This window comes from Halovalidus salilacus (assembly GCF_031852275.1).
GTDB lineage: Archaea > Halobacteriota > Halobacteria > Halobacteriales > Natrialbaceae > Halovalidus > Halovalidus salilacus.
Window position 1 is genome coordinate 3,119,978 of sequence record NZ_CP134700.1, and the last position, 16,515, is coordinate 3,136,492.

Below are 16,515 nucleotides of genomic sequence, written 5' to 3' on the forward strand. Positions count from 1 at the left end.
TGACCTGATCGTTCATCAAAACTGACCTAACTACGCCTGCCCTCTGATGAATATTGCAGGATTTACCTAAGTCACCAGCGGTGGTGGACGTGCGCTTTAACGTACTCGTTATAGACGTCGCGGACGGCGTCGTGGACCGACTCATCGAGCGGCTCGAGGTCGCTCGCGGCCACGTTCGAGCGGACGTGTTCGGGCGTCGTCGACCCCGGGATCACGTTTGAGACGGCGTCGTGGTTGAGGATCCACCGAAGGGTGAACGACGGCAGGGAGACGCCCTCGGGACGTGCTCCTCGAGCGCCTCGACCGCCTCGAGTCCAACCTCAAAGACAACGCCGGCGAACGTTTCCCCGACGTCGAACGCCTCGCCATCGCGGTTAAAGTTGCGGTGGTCGTTCTCAGGAAACGCGGTGTCCCGAGTGAGCGTGCCGGTCAACAGTCCCGAGGCGAGCGGGACGCGGACGATGACGCCGACGTCGCTCGCCGCCACCTCCTCGAAGAACAGTTCGGCCGGTCGCTGGCGGAACGGGTTGAAGATGATCTGGACCGACTCGACGCCTGAGTACTCGATCGCCTTCAGCCCCTCCTCGACGCGCTCGACGCTGACGCCGTAGTTGGCGATCCGCCCCTCGTCCACGAGCGTCTCGAGGGCGTCGAACGTCTCGGGCTGGTAGTAGACGTCCGTCGGCGGGCAGTAAAGCTGGACGAGGTCGACCCGGTCGATCCCGAGGTTCTCACGCGATCGGTCGACGAAGCGCCGGAGGTTCTCCTCGGTATACCCCGCCGTGACGTGGGGGTCGAGTCGGCGCCCGGCCTTCTCGCGACGCTGACCGCGTCGCGCTCGAGGTCCTCGGCGAGGACGTCGCCGGGAATGCGCTCTGAGCGGCCATCGCCGTAGACGTCCGCCGTGTCGAAGAAGTCGATGCCGGCGTCGCGGGCGGCTTCGACCGCGCTGATCGCCTCCGATTCGCTCACGTCGCCCCAGTCGCCGCCGATCTGCCAGGCGCCGTAGCCGACTTCGCTCACCGAACCGACCGATCCGAGCGTCCTGTGATTCATCGTTCGCTCTCGAGTTCGAAGAACGAAACCTAAGGCGTTTTCGAAGCGGTCACCGGCGACGAACGTCCGCAGCACTGGTGACTCGGGCGAAACCCGTCGATCACCGCGCAAGCAGTCGATACGCCGGCGCGATAACCTCGATCGTTCGTCGCAGCGCTCTCCTCTTTCGCGTCAGTATTAGTGCGTACGGACCATCGGACTAGACGTGTCGACCGATACACCCTCGAGCGACGGACTCGTTTCCGTAACGGGCGAACCGGTTCACCACGGCATGGGAATCACGGCCACTCGAGCGTTCCCGACGAACGCGTATCCCGCTCACCTCGATCCATTCGTGCTCTTCGAGCAGTTCTCCATCGATCCGGAGACGGGATTTCCGATGCACGAACACCGGGGATTCGAGATCGTCTCGTATATGATCGAGGGCGGAATGGAGCACGAGGATTCACTCGGCGTCGAGCGTACCGCGTACGAGGGGGACGCGATAGGGATCACGACCGGCAGTGGAATCCAGCACTCGGAGTTCTCCGCGGACGGGAAGGCGTGTACCGGACTCCAGCTTTGGGTTAATCTGCCGCGAGAACGCAAGGACGCAGATCCACGGTTCGTCGACGCCGACGCGGCGGACCTCCCGGAAGCGGAGACGAACGGAGCGCGCGTGACCACGGTCGTCGGCGAGAAGTCACCGATCGACCTGTGCACGCGCCTGAAGTACCTCGACGTGCACGTCACCGATTCGTGGACGTGGGACATTCCTGCCGGATGGACGGGGTTCCTGTACGTCCTCGATGGTTCCGGTTCGATCGAGGAGACCGCTATCGACCAGGGCGACGTGACGATCGTGATCGAGCGCGAATCGCTGACGGTAGCGAGTAGTGGTTCGCTTCGTGCCGTGGCCGTGTCCGGGCGGCCACACGGCGAGCCGATCACGCAGCGCGGACCGTTCGTCCTCTGAGTGAGGACAGGATGCTACGCTCGACGAATGCTCGTTTCTGTTGCTGTCCGAGTCGGGGAGTAAAACCGATTGACAGCCGAATCGGACAAGGATCCTGGCGATCTCGTCGATCGATTGCATCGTCTCAGCCGGACACGCGGTCGATTGCTTCCTCGAGCGCTCGTTCGACGTAGACCTCGAGCAGGTGCGCTCTGAACTCCGCAGAGGCCTGCTCATCATCCATGAGCTGGTACGGCTCGACTCCGTCAGTTGCGAGTGCCGCGGCCTCGGCGGCCAGCTCCTCCTCGTCGAGCGACTCTCCGTCGAGGTGCTCCTCGACGGACGTGAGGCGCATCGCGTGGCCGAACGCACCGTTGGCGGCCACGCGAGCGCCGGCGATCGCGTCGCCGTCCGTTTCGAGGACCGCGGCGACGCCGACGAGCGCGTACCCCGAAGAGTCGCTGGCCTTCTTCAGGTAGACGCCGACGTCGTCGTGACCGAGGTGGGGAATCTCGACCGTCGTGAGCAGTTCGCCCTCCTCGAGCGCCGAGGTGAACATCGCGACGAAGAAGTCGTCGGCGGAAATCGTCCGCTCGCCGTCGGGGCCGCGAGCGTGAACCGTCGCGTCCGCGGCGAGAACCGCCGCGGGGAGGTCCGCCGCGGGATCCGAGTGGGCGAGGTTTCCGCCGATCGTCCCGACGTTTCGTACCTGAAGGTCGCCGATCACCGCGGCGGCTTCGGCGACGACCGGATTGTCTTCTTGGAACCGCTCGTCGTCGGCGATGACGGCGTACTCGGTCATCGCGCCGATTCGGGTCACGTCGTCGTCCCGGCTGATGTCGTGCAGTTCGTCGACGTTCGAGAGGTCGACGACGACGTCCGGCGACGCCAGCCCCGACTTCATCGTCGGGAGGAGGCTGTGGCCGCCAGCGATCGGCACGACCTCCCGGTCGCCGTGAGCCTCGAGCGTTTCGATCGCCTCGTCGACGGTCTCGGGGGCGTGGTACTCGAACGCGTCGGGGTACATCAGGAATCCCCCTCCGTCGCCGCGTCGATCGCACGCCACACCCGCTCGTTCGAGAGGGGCATGTCGAGGTGGTCGATGCCGAACGGCTCGAGGGCGTCCACGACCGCGTTGACGACGGCCGGCGCGGCCGCGATGGTCGCGGACTCGCCAACACCCTTGACGCCGATGGGGTTGTGCGGGCTGGGCGTCACGGTGCTGTCGGTCTCGTAGTCCGGAAGGAAGTGGGCCCGCGGGAGCGCGTACTCGTTCATCGAACCGGTCACGAGCGTGCCGGTGTCGTCGTAGACCGCCCCCTCGTAGAGCGCCGCCCCGACGCCCTGGGCGATCCCGCCGTGGATCTGCCCCTCGACGATCATGGGGTTGATCTGCTCGCCGCAATCGTCGACCGCGACGTACCGCTGGAGGTCGACTTCGCCGGTCTCCGGTTCGATCTCGACGACCGCGACGTGCGTCCCGAACGGGAACGTGAAGTTCTCCGGGTCGTAGTATGAGGTCGCCTCGAGCCCGGGTTCGGTGTCCTGGGGGATGTCATGGCCCAGGTACGCCGCAAGCGCGACCTCCTGGATGGTGATCGACCGATCGGGGGCGCCGACCACGCTGAACTCGCCGTCCTCGAACTCGATATCCTCGACGCTCGCCTCGAGCGAGTGCGCGGCGATTTTCTCGGCCTTCTCGACGACCTTCCGGGCGCTCGTCGCGATGGCTCCGCCGCCTACGGGGCCGCTCCGGCTGCCGTAGGTGCCCATCCCTTGCGGGACTTCGCCAGTGTCGCCCTCGACGACCTCTACGTCTTCGAGGGGAACGCCGAGTTCCTCGGCGGCGACCTGGGCAAACGTCGTCCGGTGGCCCTGCCCCTGATCGGCGGTACCGACTGCGACGGTCACCGTCCCCGACGGGTGGAACCGAACGACGCCCGCCTCCCAGCCACCGGCCGCCGCGCCGAGTTCGCCGGCGGCCTTCGACGGCGAGAGGCCGGCCGATTCGACGAAGTTCGCGATCCCGATACCGAGGTACCGCCCCTCGTCTCGAAGCTCGCGCTGGCGCTCACGAAGCTCGTCGTAATCGATGAGGTTGAGCGCGCGGTCCATCGCGGTTTCGTACTCGCCGCTGTCGTAGACCATCGCCACGCTGGTCTCGAACGGAAACTCCTCCGGCGGGATGAGGTTCTTCCGGCGAATCTCGGCGGGATCCAGGTCGAGTTCCTTCGCGGCGACGTCGACGATCCGCTCGGTTACGTAGATGCCCTCGGCCCGTCCGGCGCCGCGGTAGGCGTCGACGGGGGTCGTGTTCGTGAACGCGCCGATGACGCGACAGTGGATCGCGGGAATGTCGTACTCGCTCGAGAGGATGGTCGCGTAGAGGTACGACGGGGTGGCCGTCGCGAACTGCGAGAGGTGGGCCCCGAGCCCAGCGTGCGTCTTGACCCGCAGTCCGTGGATCGTTCCGTCATCGTCGAGCGCGAGTTCGGCTTCCGTGACGTGGTCTCGGCCGTGACAGTCGGTGACGTACCCTTCGCGGCGGGTCGCCACCCACTTCACCGGCCGACCGAGGTGTTTGGCGCACCACGCCGTGATCGCCTCGTCGGGGTAGTGGTAGATCTTGCTGCCGAACCCGCCGCCGACCTCCGGCGCGACGATCCGGAGCTTGTGCTCGGGGTGGCCGAGCGTCGCCGTCGCCATCAGCATCCGGTGGAGGTGCGGGTTCTGCGAGGTCATCCACACCGTCAGTTCGTCGGTGTCGGGGTCGTAGTCGGCCGCGGCAGCCCGCGGCTCGACGGCGTTCGGGATGATCCGTGGCTGTTCGAGTTCGACCCTCGCCACGTTGTCGGCGGCCGAGAACGCCTCGTCGACGGCGTCGGCGTCGCCGATCTCGAAGTCGAAGGCCACGTTGTCCGGCGCCTCCTCGTGGACGGTGACGTCGGACTCGAACGCCTCGTCCGGCCTTGTCACCGAATCGAGCCGCTCGTAGCTCACCTTAATGTCCTCGAGGGCACTGTGAGCCGCGTACCGATCCTCGGCGACGACCGCGGCGATCGCGTCGCCGGTGTGGCGGACCTTGTCCGTGGCCATGATCCGGTACTGCGGTGTCACCAGTCCGGGAAGCGACCACGCCGTGGGGATGTCGTTCGGGATTCCGCTCTCCTCGATGTCCGACCCGGTAAAGGCCGCGATGATGTCGTCACGCTCCTCGGCCGCGCTCACGTCCACCGACTCGAGGGTCGCGTGGGCGTACTGGCTGCGGAGGATCGCGACGTGGGCCGCGTCGGGCAGTTTTTCGTCCGTGTACTCGGCGATCCCCGTCAGGATCGACCGGTCCTCGCGACGCTCGACCGAGGATCCGAAGACGCCGTCTGGTACGGATTCGTGTTCGCTCATCTCAATCGGCCCCGCTGGCTTCGGTCTCGCCGGTCGTCATTAGTTCTCCCGCCCGCTGAATCGCGTCGACGATGTTGTGGTACCCGGTGCAGCGACAGACGTTGCCCTTCAGCGCGTTTCGAATCTCGGTTCTGGTGGGATCCGGGTTCTCCTCGAGCAGCGAGAGCGCCGTCAACATCATTCCGGGCGTACAGTAACCGCACTGCAGCCCGTGTTCCTCCCGAAACGCCCGCTGGAGGGGGTGGAGTTCGTCGCCGTCGGCGAGTCCCTCCACAGTCGTGACGTCGGCCCCGTCGGCCCGGACCGCGAGCATCGTACAGGATTTCACCGCCATCCCGTCCACGTGGACGGTGCAGGCGCCACAGAGGCTGCTCTCGCAGCCGACTTTCGACCCCGTGTAGTCGAGGTGGTCTCGCAACGCGTGTACGAGTAACGTGCGCGGTTCCACCTCGAGCGTCTCTTCCGTGCCGTTCACCGTCAGCGTTATTTCGCGTGTCGTGTCTGTCATTGTCGGATCCGTTGCTGTTAAAACAGGCTTCGAACGCGTTGTCGGAGGCTCTCCGGGTCGGTCGATTCGTCGGCGTCTCCGGCTTCGCGGAGTCGGGTCGCAACCTCGTCGAAAAACTGATTGACGATCCTGTTCGCGACGGGGTTGACGACCCGCGCCCCGATCTGTGCGATTCGGCCGAAGATGTCGGCTTCGGCTTCCCACGTGACGGTGACGTCGTCGTCGGATTCGGCGAGTTTCATCCAGGCGGACATCTCGAACGAGCTGTTCGCGGCGGAGCCTTCTACCTCCACGGCCATTCGGGGGAACTCTCGCTCCGTGATGGTGGCGAGGGTTTCGAAGCTCGGCTTCACGTTCCCGACGCCGACCTCCATGAGCGCCGCGTACGTCTTCCCCCGTTCGAATGCGCGTTCGGCGACCTCCTCGGGCGTGGCCTCCGGCAGGATCGGCGGGTCTTCGGCGGCTTCCGCCTCCTCCCTGAGCGCGTCGAAGTCCGGGTCCTCTCCGGCCTCCACGAGGAAGGCACAGCCCGGAAGCGCCTCCTTGATCATGCACGGATCGGAGAGGGCCAGCCAGACTTCCTCCGTCGTCACGCCCTCGATCTCGAATTCACCGTTAAACCTCATTTGCTACCAGACACCATGACATCAGTTATGAGTCGAACATACATATAATCTATCGTACTGAGGACCATCGTGAGAGATATTTTTGCACAACATACAATAACGGCGGTCGCAAACTGGTAGGCATGGTATCAATCGGCAAGAAACGAGCGCGGGACGGAGCGTTCGCGGTCACGAGCGTCGCCGCGTACCACCGCCGATGACCGGAAAATCCCCTCGACGCGAGGAGACGAGTTCCAGGACGGTATTCGGATCGGTGACGGAGGCCGACCTCCGGAACCGGTTCGACGAGACCGACTTCGTCGCGAACGACCAGCTCGTGACGACCACGTTCCTCGCGCTTCGCCTCGAGCGACCGCTGCTCGTCGAAGGGCCCCCGGGGAGCGGAAAGACGGAGCTCGGAAAGGTGCTCGCGGAAGGGTTCGACACCGAGTTGATCCGGCTGCAGTGTTACGAGGGATTGACGGCCGAGAACGCCCTCTACGAGTGGAACTACACGAAACAGTTACTGGCCGTTCAGTCCGCGGAGGGGACCGTCGAAGAACCGGGCGATTCGGTCGATACCGAGGCGTCGAAACGGTCGGTCTTCGACGAGGCGTTCCTCCTCGAGCGCCCGCTCCTGCGCGCGCTCACGTACGACGGTGACCGGCCGCCCGTGCTGCTCGTGGACGAGGTCGACCGGGCCGACGCCGAATTCGAGGCGTTCCTTCTCGAGATTCTCTCGGACTTCCAGGTGTCGATCCCCGAACTCGGGACGGTTTCGGCCCGGCATCCCCCCGTGGTCGTCCTCACGTCGAATCGAACGCGAGGGTTGAGCGACGCGTTAAAGCGGCGCTGTCTTTACCTCCACGTCGAGCCGCCAGCGTTCGAAACGGAGTACGAGATCGTCCGACGGAAGGTGCCGGAACTCGACGCTGCGGTCGCCGCCGAAGTCTGCGCCGTCGCCGAACGCCTCCGCGGTGAGCCGTTCCTCAAGCAGCCGGGAGTCGCCGAGACGCTCGACTGGGCCCGCGCCGTCGCGGCGCTGCGCGCCGACGGGACCATCGCCGAGGTAACTCCAACCGTGATCGAATCCACGATCGGCTGCCTCCTCAAGGAAGCCGAAGACGTCAACCGCGTCAATATCGACCTCCTCGAGCGGCTCTCCGAGGCCGCCAACGAAGCGACGCGGCGCGTCGAGGCGATTCCGGACGGACGAACCGCAAACGCGGACACGGAACGATGAACGGAGACGACGAACGATCCGCGAACCCGTTCGATTCGCCCGCGGAGACCGGGATCGACGGGATCGGCGGTCGGTCGGGGGAGGGTGCAGCGCCCGACTTCGTCGCCGCGCGCCGGCACGTCATCGCCGAGTTGATCGGGTTCGAGCGCCGCCTGCGCCGCGCTGGCGCGACGGTCTCCGCGACCGCGAGCCTCGACGCCGCGAAGGCACTGGGGCTCGTCGGGCTAGCCGATCGGGAGCGAGTCGCCGACGCCCTCCGCGCGACGCTGCTGACCGAGCACCGGGACGACGACGCGTTTTCGGAGCACTTCCCGACGTTCTGGCGGCGCCTTCGGGACGGCATCAAAGCGGTCGTCGTCGAGTCTGAGGAGCCCGCAGGGCTCGAGGCCGACGTCAGGACGCCGACGACCGATCGGCCGGTACTGCCGGAGACCGACCTCCCCGAGAGCGAAGGGGAGTCGTCCGACGACTCCGACACCGACGGTGACGAGCCCGACGTCCGACTCCGGACCAGCCGCCAGTTGCTAGCCGACGAGCGATCGACCGACCTCGAGGAGGGGGCAGCGCGACATTACAGCCCGACCGGCGCGGGCGAGCACGTCGGAGAGGCGCCGGTCGAACTGGATCGCGCGGACCTGCGAGCGATCGATCGCTTCGTCGACGCGATCGCGACGCTGCCCGGCCGTCGCTACCGACCCGGCGGCGGAGACGCCGTCGACGCGCGGCGAGCGCTCCGAGCCAGCCTCGCCACCGGCGGAACGCCCCTGACGCTCCCGACGCGAGCGCCGGTCACCGACGGGGTTCGGTGTTGTCTGCTGCTCGACGTCAGCGGATCGGTCCTCGACACGATCGATCGCGGCCTCCTCCTCGGGTTCGCAGAGCGGCTCCAGACGACCGCACGGACCTGTCGCGCCTTCGCGTTCGACGACGGATTCGTCGAGGTGACGACGCCGTTCGAACGGGCCGACGGCGACCCCGCGGCGGCCCTGCGCGAAGCCCGAATCGACTGGGGCGGCGGAACGAAGATCGGAGCCGCGCTCGAGCGCCTCCGGGATCGCCACCCGGACGCCGTCGATCGGCGGACCGCGGTTATCGTCGTCAGCGACGGGCTCGACGTCGGGGACCCCGAGGCGCTCGAGGGAGGGATCGCGTGGCTCGCCGGGCGAGCGGGCGGCGTCGTCTGGCTCAATCCGCTCGCGAGTTCGCCGCGGTACGAGCCCCGATCGCGGGGGATGGCCGCGTGCCTCCCGTACGTCGACGGACTGTTCGGGTTCGCGAGCGCCGACGACCTCGCCGAGGCGGCGCGGCAACTCGAGCGTCGGGGGTTCTCCGGTCCAATCGGCTACGAGTACGACCCGCGACGGCGTTCGACCGACCCGACGGGGGTGGGATCACGATGAACCGGCGCATCCTCGAGGCCGTCGTCGACGAACTCCGGTCGCGAAGCGACGGCGACGGGATCGACGCGCGGATCGACCGGATCACGGTCGGCGACGCGGCCGTGATGGTCGAGCTCGAGTGGGCCGGCGACCGGCGGACCAGAGCCGGACTCGCCTACCGGCCGCCACATCCCGTTCCGCGGCTCCCGACCGACGTGGACGGGCTGGTAGCGGCCGCCCTGCAACCAGTCAAGGGGCTCTCCGGGGCCGTCCGGCGGGCGATCAGTATCGCGGGGCTCAACGCCCTCTCCGCGCCGTACGTGGGTTGGATACCCGGCGACCCCATGGCGCTGCTCGAGGAGGACGTCTCGACCGTCGCGACCGTCGGTCTCTTTCGGCCGGCGTTCGGGCGGTTCTCCGACGTCGAGGTTCGGGTGATCGAGCGACGGGCCAATCCGCCCCCGCCCGAACCGGAGGAACTTCCGCCGGACGTTCGCGTTTCGATGTACGGGCCGGACGCCGCGGTGACCGCGCTGTCCGGGGCGGAGGTCGTTTTCGTCACCGGTTCGACCCTCGCGTACGGAGGGATCGAGCAGTACCTGGACGCGATCGAGGAGTCCGCGACGACGGTGCTCATCGGGTCGACCGCATCGTTCCTCGCGGAGCCCGCCTTCGAAGCGGGGATCGACGTCGTCGCCGGCGCGTCGGTGGCGGACGTCGACGCCGCTCGAGCGGCGGTGAGGAGCGGTGCCTGCGGGTCGGGACTGCACGATGCGGGCGTTCGAAAGGGATACGTTACGACGGGCCGACCTGCGGGGATCGCCACCGACCGCGACGTGACGAACCACACACGGAGTTACCAATGACAACGGACACGTGGAGCGTACCGGAGATCGAACTCGTACAGCGGATCGAACGCCGCCTCGACGACGGGAGCGACGATGTGCTCGCGACGATCGTGGACGTCGAGGGAAACGCTTACCGAAGACCGGGCGGGAAGAGCCTGCTTGCGGCCGACGGAAGCGGTATAGGGAGCATCACGCCGGGTTGCCTCGAGGACGACCTCGCGACCGCCGCCGCGTCCGTCAGGGAGCGCGGCCGCCCCGAACTGGTCACCTACGATCTGATGGAGGGCGACGACGACGCGTGGGGGCTCGGAATCGGCTGTAACGGGATCATCGACGTCCTGCTCGAACCGCTCACCGAGGCCTATCGCCCCGCGGTCGACGCGTTCGCCGACGGTCGCGACGTGGCCGTCTGCACCGCCCTCGAGAGTGCCGGTGACGGTGACGGCGGCGATCGCGCGCTCTCCAGGGGCGATCGGGCGTACTACCACCCCGACGAGGATCGGCTGTCGACGCCGGCGGGCGAACCCGCGTCGAACTGGCCCGCGGCGGAGATTGCCGACGCCACGGGAGACCTCGCCTCGCGCGGTACCGCCGGCACCCTCGAAATCGAACGCGACGGTGCGACGCTGACGATCTTCGTCGACGTGCTCGCTGCGCCGGACGAACTCGTGATCTTCGGGACGGGCAACGACGTCGCACCCGTGACGGAGTTCGGGTCGAAAACCGGATTCAGGGTGTGCGTGGTCGGCTTCCGCGGCGCCGTCGACCTCGAGGAGCGGTTCCCCCACGCCGACCGGACGCTGACGACGTCGCCGGCCCGGGTGGCGGACGACCTCGATCTCGGGCCGCGGACGCACGCGGTCGTGATGACGCACAACTTCCTCGACGATCGGCTGACCGTCGAGGCGCTGCTCGACGCGGAGGTCCCCTACATCGGGCTCATGGGCCCCCACGAGCGGTTCGAGCAGATGCTCGAGGCCTTCGAAGCAGACGGGAGAACCCTCGATCGAGCGGAACTCGAGTCAGTGTACACGCCGATCGGGCTGGATCTCGGCGACGGTTCGCCGTACGGCATCGCACACAGTATCGTCGCCGAGGTCCTCGCGGTGGCCAACGACCGCACGCCGCGTCACCTCCGCGAACGGGAAGGCCACATCCACGAACGGGTGGACGTCGATTCGGAGGCGACCGTCACTCGCGACGGCCGATGAGCGGACGCGGCAACAGAACTACCGAGTACGACACCGATTCTCCGATATCCATGACAGATAGCAGTTCGACGGACGGCGAATTCTTCGGCTGGGAAGCGGCGGCGACGATCGTTCGGGAACTCCGCGAGGAACGGTTGAAGAAGACGGAGACTGAGCGAGTACCGATCGACCGTCTTCACGGGCGAACGCTCGCCGAACCGATCGACGCGCCGGCGTCGATCCCGCCGCACAGCTACGCGACGATGGACGGATTCGCCTTCGACGCGAGCGAGGAGTACCCGCTCCGCGTCGTCGACGATGTCTTCCCCGAGGACGCGCCGGAGGACCTCGAGAGTGGCCAGGCCGTGCGCATCGCGACGGGCGCTCCCCTGCCCGACTCGGCCAACGCCGTACTGAAACGCGAGGACGCGACCGTAGAGGACGGCCGACTGTCCGGCCCCGACCTCGAACCCGGAACGTACGTCTACGAGCGCGGCTCGAACGTCGCGGAGGGAGAGCGGCTCTTCGAGGCCGGGGAGCGGCTAAGTCCCAAGGACGCGCTGCTGCTTGGCGACCTGGGGATTGACGAGGTGGCCGTCCGCCGCCCGTTCGACGTCGCGACCCTCGCGACCGGGACGGAACTCCACGAGGGGCGCCGGCGTGATCTGGACTCGCCGATGCTCGCCGGCCTCGTCCGAAGCTGGGGACACGACGTTACCCACGAGGGGACGGTCCCGGACGAGTACGACCGCGTGGCGGACGAGATCGTCGCGCTCGCCGCCGAGTACGGCGTCGTGGTAACGACCGGCGGAACGAGCGTTGGGAAGAAGGATCACGTCGTCCGGGCCCTACAGGACCTCGGTGAGGTGCTGTTCCACCGGGTTGCCCTCCGGCCGGGGAAGCCGATCGCCGTCGCCCGACTCGACGAGCACGACGCCGTCGTGTTCGCCATCCCCGGAAAACCGGTCGGCGCGCACGCCGTCACCACCCTCGTCGCTCGGCCGTTCTTTACCGGCGACGCCTCTCTCCCGACGGTTTCGGCGACACTCGCGGTCGAAGTCGGGATCGGCGCCGCCGGGTTCACCTACGCGATTCCGGTGACGCTCGATGACGGCGGGGCGATGCCGCTGGGTCACGCGGACTCCCCGCTCGCGGTGTACGAGGCGACGTACGATTCGAGCGTCCTCTCCTCGAGCACGCGCGCCACGCGCGCCGACGGGTTCGTCCTCACCGAACGCGACGTCTCCGCCGGAGAGACCGTAGCGGTCGTTCCGTACCGGGTAGTGGAAGGATGACGGATCCAGACGGCGTCGGTACGGACGGAGAGGGAAACGGCGATTCGGCCGCACTCCCGATCGTCGCCGCGCCGGACCCGAATCCCGATCGGATCGATACCCGCGTCGCCGGCGTGTTGCTCGCCGCGGGTACGAGTAGCCGATTCGGAGACGAGAATAAACTCCTCGCACGACTCGAGGGGGAACCGGTGGTTCGCCGCGCCGCTCGGACGTTGGTCGCGGCCCTGACCGACCCGGTGATCGTCGTCCTCGGATACGACGCCGACGGGGTCAGAGAGGCGCTCGAGGGGCTGTCGGTCGAGTTCGTCGAAAACGAGGCCTACGCCGAGGGGCAGGCGACCTCGGTCCGGGCCGGTATCGACGCGGTGCGGGCGACGACGGCGGCGTGCGACGCCGGAATAATCTCGCTCGGGGACATGCCGTTCGTCTCCGCGGAGACGGTCGATCGACTCGTCGCGGCCTACGACGCCGGCGTCGGCGCGGCGCTCGCCCCCGCGTTCGACGGCGAGCGGGGGAATCCCGTCCTCTTCGATCGGCGGTTCTTCGATCGACTCGCGGCGATCGACGGGGACGTCGGCGGCCGGCGGATCCTCCTCGAGGACGAGGAGAGTGTGCTCGTCGCCGTCGACGATCAGGGAGTGCGCCGGGACGTCGACGTGGCCGGCGACCTGTCGCTCGGGTAACGGCGTCGAAGGCGAGTCGCTCGGTTTCGACGCGTCGATAGCTCCGATCGTCTGCCGACACTGGTTGTCTGCACGACGTTCTCGAGGAAGAGAATCTATTGGATCCAGTTCGATTTTCGTACAGGATATTAATTGCTGACCAATATCTATTCGTACTCGGAGTCTGAATTGGTAGGCTAACGCATGGGAGCTGATCGAATCACACCCGTAGACCTGCCGGAACCGAGATACGAGTACGGTGCCGACGATCACGTGTTCGTCGAGCTCGCCGAGGCGATGAGCTTCACGGCGAATTTCAAGGCGATGGCGATCACCCAGCAGGTCGCCGAGCGCGACATCGACGGAATCGTCGAGAACTGTCCCGCGAACGCGTCGTACATGCTCCGGATCGACCCCGACGTCGTCCACCCGGACGACGTCATCGAGGAGCTGCGAGAAATCGAATCCTCGCTCGACGTGGAGGATTACGAGTGGGAGACACGCGTCGTGGACGTGCCGGTCCTGTTCGAGGACCCGTGGACCCACGAGACGCTCATGGAATTTCGCGACCGCCACCAGGATCCCGACGGGACGGACCTCGAGTACTCGGCCGAACTTAACGGGTTCGACTCGGTGGAGGCGTTCATCGACGCCTTCGTCTCCGCGCCGCACATGGTCACGATGGTGGGATTCGTCCCGGGGCTCCCGTGGTGCTTTCAAATGGTCCCCAGGGACCGACAACTCGAGGTGCCGAAGTACGTCCAGCCGCGGACCGACACGCCGAGCCGAGCGGTCGGCTTCGGCGGCGCGTTCTCGGTCATCTATCCGGTCCAGGGCGCCGGCGGCTACCAGCTGTACGGTCGGACGCCGATCGAGGTGCTGGACACCGACCAGCAGCTCCCCGACTTCGAGGACTCGATCGTCTTCCCGAACCCCGGCGACATCCTGAACTACCGCCGGATCGACCGCGAGGAGTACGACGCGATCCGAGAAGAGGTCGATGCCGGAACGTATGAGTACACCTACGAGCCGGTTACCTTCTCGACGGAGGAGTTCTTCGAGGCGCCGTTCGAGTACAACGAGCGGCTCGTGGAGGTGGTTGCATGATCCAGATTACGGGGGGCGGCATCGCGAGCACGGTCCAGGACCTCGGCCGGTACGGCAACTATCACATCGGAATGCCGCCGTCAGGGGCGATGGACGAGGACGCCCACACGATCGCGAACTACCTCGTCGGCAACGATCCCGACGCGGCGACAATCGAGATGACCTACCAAGGCGTGACAGCCACGTTCGAGGAGGACGCCGTCATCGCCATCACGGGGGCCGACATGTCGCCGACGCTCAACGGCGAGGATATCGACACGTGGACGACCGTCGCAGTCGAGCCCGGAGACGAGCTCGACCTCTCGTTCGCCACGGAGGGTGCGCGGGCCTACCTCGCCGTGGCCGGTGGGATCGACGTTCCCGAGGTGATGGGCGGCCGGTCGACGTACACGCTCGTCGGAATCGGCGGCCATGAGGGGCGCACGCTCGAGGAGGGCGACGAACTGGCGATCGGCGAGCCCGCAGAAGGCGCGAGCGACCTCATCGGAACGGCGATCGACGATCAGTACGTTCCCGACTACGCCGAGGAAGATACCGTCCGCGTCGTCATCGGCCTGGCGAGCTACCGCCTCACCGAGGAGAGCACGGAGGAACTCTGCGAGGCCGAGTGGAAGGTATCGACGGAAGCCGACCGCGTCGGCTACCGGCTCGAAGGGCCGGACATCGAGTTCGTAGAGCGCGAACAACCGTTCGGCGCCGGCACCGATCCCTCGAACGTAGTCGACCTCGGTTACCCGGTGGGCTCGATTCAGGTTCCCCAGCAGCCGATCGTCCTCATGCAGGACGCGGTGACCGGCGGCGGCTACGCGACCGTCGGCACCGTCATCAGCGCCGACCGTGGACTGTTGGCCCAGCGCCAGACCCACGACTCGGTCTACTTCGAGGACGTTGACGTCGACGAGGCGCTTGCCGCTCGTCGGGAGCGCAAGGAGCGCCTCGCCGAGATTCGGGAAGCAATCGAGACCGGTGCGTAACGTTCAACGAAGAACCGTCGAGATGGACGATAACCGAACCAAAGAATATAATCGGAACTGAATCCAATACACCTACCGATGACAGAACAAGTTAAATCACCGATGCCGGGGATCTTCTACCGGCAGCCAGACCCGGAGGAACCGCCGTTCGTCGAACCCGGAGACACCGTCGAAGCGGGAGACACCATCGGCCTCGTCGAGGTCATGAAGAACTTCCACGAGATCACGACCGACAGCGACGGGACCGTGGGCGAGTTCCACGTCGAGAACGAAGCGGAGGTACAGGCCGACCAACCCATCGTGGACATCGAGTAGCGACGACGAACTGCCCCGTTCGACCCGGCGGGATTGCGGCGCCGCCGGCCGTTCGACGACCGATCGCCGAACCTGCCTCGAGTCCCGTCTCGATCGGTCGAAGTTTCGTTTCTGCATTGAACTCCGCCTTTTACGCCACCAATTTAAAGAACGTGATCCAGTTATCCCCCTCAAGATGCAATTTCCGACGAAAGTTATATACATATTTGTAGCTCATGTAATCGCATGCCGACGATCGACATCAACTGCGATATGGGAGAGAGCTTCGGCAACTGGACGATGGGGCAGGACGCGGCGGTCATGCCCTACATCACGTCCGCGAACATAGCGGGCGGCTACCACGCCGGCGATCCGCACGTGATGCGCGAGACGGTCGAACTGGCCGCCGAACACGGCGTCGGCATCGGCGTTCACCCCGGACTTCCCGACAGGATGGGCTTCGGCCGCCGCAAGATGGACGCGACGCCCGAGGAGGTCCGCGACTACGTCGTTTACCAGCTCGGCGCGCTGACGGCGTTCGCCCGACGCCACGGCGTCACCGTCGAGCACGTCAAGCCCCACGGTGCGATGTACTCGATGCTCTCGGAGAGCACGGAGCACGCCCGCGCAGTCATGGAAGGGATGCTCGAGGTGGACGAGGACCTCATCTACCTCGCGACCGACATGAACATCTACGAGGTCGCACAGGAGGTCGACGGCCTCAGCGCCGTCTTCGAAGGCTACGTCGATCTCGACTACCGGGCGGACCGGTCGCTCATCGTCGAGAAGCAACTCGCGGACCGCGATCCCGAACTCGTCGCTGACCGGTTCGTCTCCATCGCGACCGAGGGTGTCGTCGAGGCGGTAAACGGCGACGTGATCGAGGTGCCCGCCGACAGCATCTGTATCCACGGCGACAACCCGAACGCCGTTCCGATCCTCGAGGCGATACACGACCGGCTCGACGACCACGACATCGAACTCGCACCGCTCGCTGAAGTCGCGTAACGGGCTTCTC

At 66.5% G+C, this 16,515-nt stretch carries 15 protein-coding genes and 1 pseudogene; 11 read left to right on the forward strand and 5 right to left on the reverse strand.

The window, feature by feature from the left end; translation table 11 throughout:
- Nucleotides 1–71: 71 nt before the first annotated feature.
- Nucleotides 72–1,056: pseudogene (locus tag RJT68_RS15400) on the reverse strand (aldo/keto reductase).
- A gap of 205 nt (nucleotides 1,057–1,261) precedes the next feature.
- Between RJT68_RS15400 and RJT68_RS15405 the strand changes: the two are divergent.
- Entirely contained in the window at nucleotides 1,262–2,011 is a 750-nt protein-coding gene (locus RJT68_RS15405) for a pirin family protein (protein ID WP_407037422.1), read from the forward strand.
- A gap of 124 nt (nucleotides 2,012–2,135) precedes the next feature.
- Here the strand turns inward: RJT68_RS15405 and RJT68_RS15410 are convergent, their stop codons facing one another.
- From RJT68_RS15410 to RJT68_RS15425, 4 genes are read right to left on the reverse strand one after another with little or no spacing between them, the layout of a single operon-like run.
- Nucleotides 2,136–3,017, reverse strand: a complete 882-nt coding sequence (locus tag RJT68_RS15410) for an FAD binding domain-containing protein (RefSeq protein ID WP_407037423.1) — start codon at nucleotides 3,015–3,017, stop codon at nucleotides 2,136–2,138.
- Nucleotides 3,017–5,392, reverse strand: a complete 2,376-nt coding sequence (locus RJT68_RS15415; protein WP_407037424.1) for a xanthine dehydrogenase family protein molybdopterin-binding subunit — start codon at nucleotides 5,390–5,392, stop codon at nucleotides 3,017–3,019. Before RJT68_RS15415 ends, RJT68_RS15410 begins: the two co-directional genes overlap by 1 nt.
- A gap of 1 nt (nucleotide 5,393) precedes the next feature.
- Complete coding sequence (locus RJT68_RS15420) at nucleotides 5,394–5,900, reverse strand: (2Fe-2S)-binding protein (protein ID WP_407037425.1); 507 nt, start codon at nucleotides 5,898–5,900, stop codon at nucleotides 5,394–5,396.
- Between the two features lie 17 nt (nucleotides 5,901–5,917).
- Nucleotides 5,918–6,526, reverse strand: coding sequence for a CoxG family protein (locus RJT68_RS15425; protein WP_407037426.1), 609 nt, complete (start codon nucleotides 6,524–6,526; stop codon nucleotides 5,918–5,920).
- Between the two features lie 196 nt (nucleotides 6,527–6,722).
- On the opposite strand from RJT68_RS15425, the gene RJT68_RS15430 reads away from it, so the two are divergent.
- The 10 genes from RJT68_RS15430 to RJT68_RS15475 all read left to right on the forward strand — a co-directional run bounded on the left by RJT68_RS15430 (nucleotide 6,723) and on the right by RJT68_RS15475 (nucleotide 16,505).
- The gene (locus tag RJT68_RS15430; protein WP_407037427.1) at nucleotides 6,723–7,748 is read left to right on the forward strand and encodes an AAA family ATPase; all 1,026 of its coding nucleotides are present in this window, start codon (nucleotides 6,723–6,725) and stop codon (nucleotides 7,746–7,748) included.
- The gene (locus RJT68_RS15435; protein ID WP_407037428.1) at nucleotides 7,745–9,148 is read left to right on the forward strand and encodes a VWA domain-containing protein; all 1,404 of its coding nucleotides are present in this window, start codon (nucleotides 7,745–7,747) and stop codon (nucleotides 9,146–9,148) included. The genes RJT68_RS15430 and RJT68_RS15435 overlap by 4 nt, the downstream gene beginning before the upstream one ends.
- Nucleotides 9,145–9,993 carry a Rossmann-like domain-containing protein gene (locus RJT68_RS15440; RefSeq protein ID WP_407037429.1) on the forward strand — a complete coding sequence of 283 codons (849 nt, stop codon included), beginning with the start codon at nucleotides 9,145–9,147 and terminating at the stop codon, nucleotides 9,991–9,993. The genes RJT68_RS15435 and RJT68_RS15440 overlap by 4 nt, the downstream gene beginning before the upstream one ends.
- Nucleotides 9,990–11,186 (forward strand): XdhC family protein, encoded by a 1,197-nt coding sequence (locus tag RJT68_RS15445; protein WP_407037430.1) that lies wholly within the window; start codon nucleotides 9,990–9,992, stop codon nucleotides 11,184–11,186. The genes RJT68_RS15440 and RJT68_RS15445 overlap by 4 nt, the downstream gene beginning before the upstream one ends.
- Before the next feature lie 50 nt (nucleotides 11,187–11,236).
- Complete coding sequence (locus RJT68_RS15450; RefSeq protein ID WP_407037431.1) at nucleotides 11,237–12,460, forward strand: molybdopterin molybdotransferase MoeA; 1,224 nt, start codon at nucleotides 11,237–11,239, stop codon at nucleotides 12,458–12,460.
- The gene (locus RJT68_RS15455; protein ID WP_407037432.1) at nucleotides 12,457–13,143 is read left to right on the forward strand and encodes a nucleotidyltransferase family protein; all 687 of its coding nucleotides are present in this window, start codon (nucleotides 12,457–12,459) and stop codon (nucleotides 13,141–13,143) included. Before RJT68_RS15450 ends, RJT68_RS15455 begins: the two co-directional genes overlap by 4 nt.
- 183 nt (nucleotides 13,144–13,326) lie before the next feature.
- Nucleotides 13,327–14,229 carry a 5-oxoprolinase subunit B family protein gene (locus RJT68_RS15460; RefSeq protein WP_407037433.1) on the forward strand — a complete coding sequence of 301 codons (903 nt, stop codon included), beginning with the start codon at nucleotides 13,327–13,329 and terminating at the stop codon, nucleotides 14,227–14,229.
- The gene (locus RJT68_RS15465; protein WP_407037434.1) at nucleotides 14,226–15,203 is read left to right on the forward strand and encodes a 5-oxoprolinase subunit C family protein; all 978 of its coding nucleotides are present in this window, start codon (nucleotides 14,226–14,228) and stop codon (nucleotides 15,201–15,203) included. The genes RJT68_RS15460 and RJT68_RS15465 overlap by 4 nt, the downstream gene beginning before the upstream one ends.
- A 78-nt stretch (nucleotides 15,204–15,281) precedes the next feature.
- Nucleotides 15,282–15,518: an acetyl-CoA carboxylase gene (locus RJT68_RS15470; protein ID WP_407037435.1), complete on the forward strand. Its 237-nt coding sequence runs from the start codon at nucleotides 15,282–15,284 to the stop codon at nucleotides 15,516–15,518.
- 225 nt (nucleotides 15,519–15,743) lie between these two features.
- Nucleotides 15,744–16,505 carry a LamB/YcsF family protein gene (locus RJT68_RS15475; RefSeq protein WP_407037436.1) on the forward strand — a complete coding sequence of 254 codons (762 nt, stop codon included), beginning with the start codon at nucleotides 15,744–15,746 and terminating at the stop codon, nucleotides 16,503–16,505.
- The last annotated feature ends 10 nt before the right edge of the window (nucleotides 16,506–16,515 follow it).

Coding starts and splice junctions, on each gene's coding strand:
- RJT68_RS15410 (WP_407037423.1), bottom strand. CDS start 3,017: ATGTACCCCGACGCGTTCGAGTACCACGCCCCCGAGACCGTCGACGAG.
- RJT68_RS15415 (WP_407037424.1), bottom strand. CDS start 5,392: ATGAGCGAACACGAATCCGTACCAGACGGCGTCTTCGGATCCTCGGTC.
- RJT68_RS15420 (WP_407037425.1), bottom strand. CDS start 5,900: ATGACAGACACGACACGCGAAATAACGCTGACGGTGAACGGCACGGAA.
- RJT68_RS15425 (WP_407037426.1), bottom strand. CDS start 6,526: ATGAGGTTTAACGGTGAATTCGAGATCGAGGGCGTGACGACGGAGGAA.
- RJT68_RS15430 (WP_407037427.1), top strand. CDS start 6,723: ATGACCGGAAAATCCCCTCGACGCGAGGAGACGAGTTCCAGGACGGTA.
- RJT68_RS15435 (WP_407037428.1), top strand. CDS start 7,745: ATGAACGGAGACGACGAACGATCCGCGAACCCGTTCGATTCGCCCGCG.
- RJT68_RS15440 (WP_407037429.1), top strand. CDS start 9,145: ATGAACCGGCGCATCCTCGAGGCCGTCGTCGACGAACTCCGGTCGCGA.
- RJT68_RS15445 (WP_407037430.1), top strand. CDS start 9,990: ATGACAACGGACACGTGGAGCGTACCGGAGATCGAACTCGTACAGCGG.
- RJT68_RS15450 (WP_407037431.1), top strand. CDS start 11,237: ATGACAGATAGCAGTTCGACGGACGGCGAATTCTTCGGCTGGGAAGCG.
- RJT68_RS15455 (WP_407037432.1), top strand. CDS start 12,457: ATGACGGATCCAGACGGCGTCGGTACGGACGGAGAGGGAAACGGCGAT.
- RJT68_RS15460 (WP_407037433.1), top strand. CDS start 13,327: ATGGGAGCTGATCGAATCACACCCGTAGACCTGCCGGAACCGAGATAC.
- RJT68_RS15465 (WP_407037434.1), top strand. CDS start 14,226: ATGATCCAGATTACGGGGGGCGGCATCGCGAGCACGGTCCAGGACCTC.
- RJT68_RS15470 (WP_407037435.1), top strand. CDS start 15,282: ATGACAGAACAAGTTAAATCACCGATGCCGGGGATCTTCTACCGGCAG.
- RJT68_RS15475 (WP_407037436.1), top strand. CDS start 15,744: ATGCCGACGATCGACATCAACTGCGATATGGGAGAGAGCTTCGGCAAC.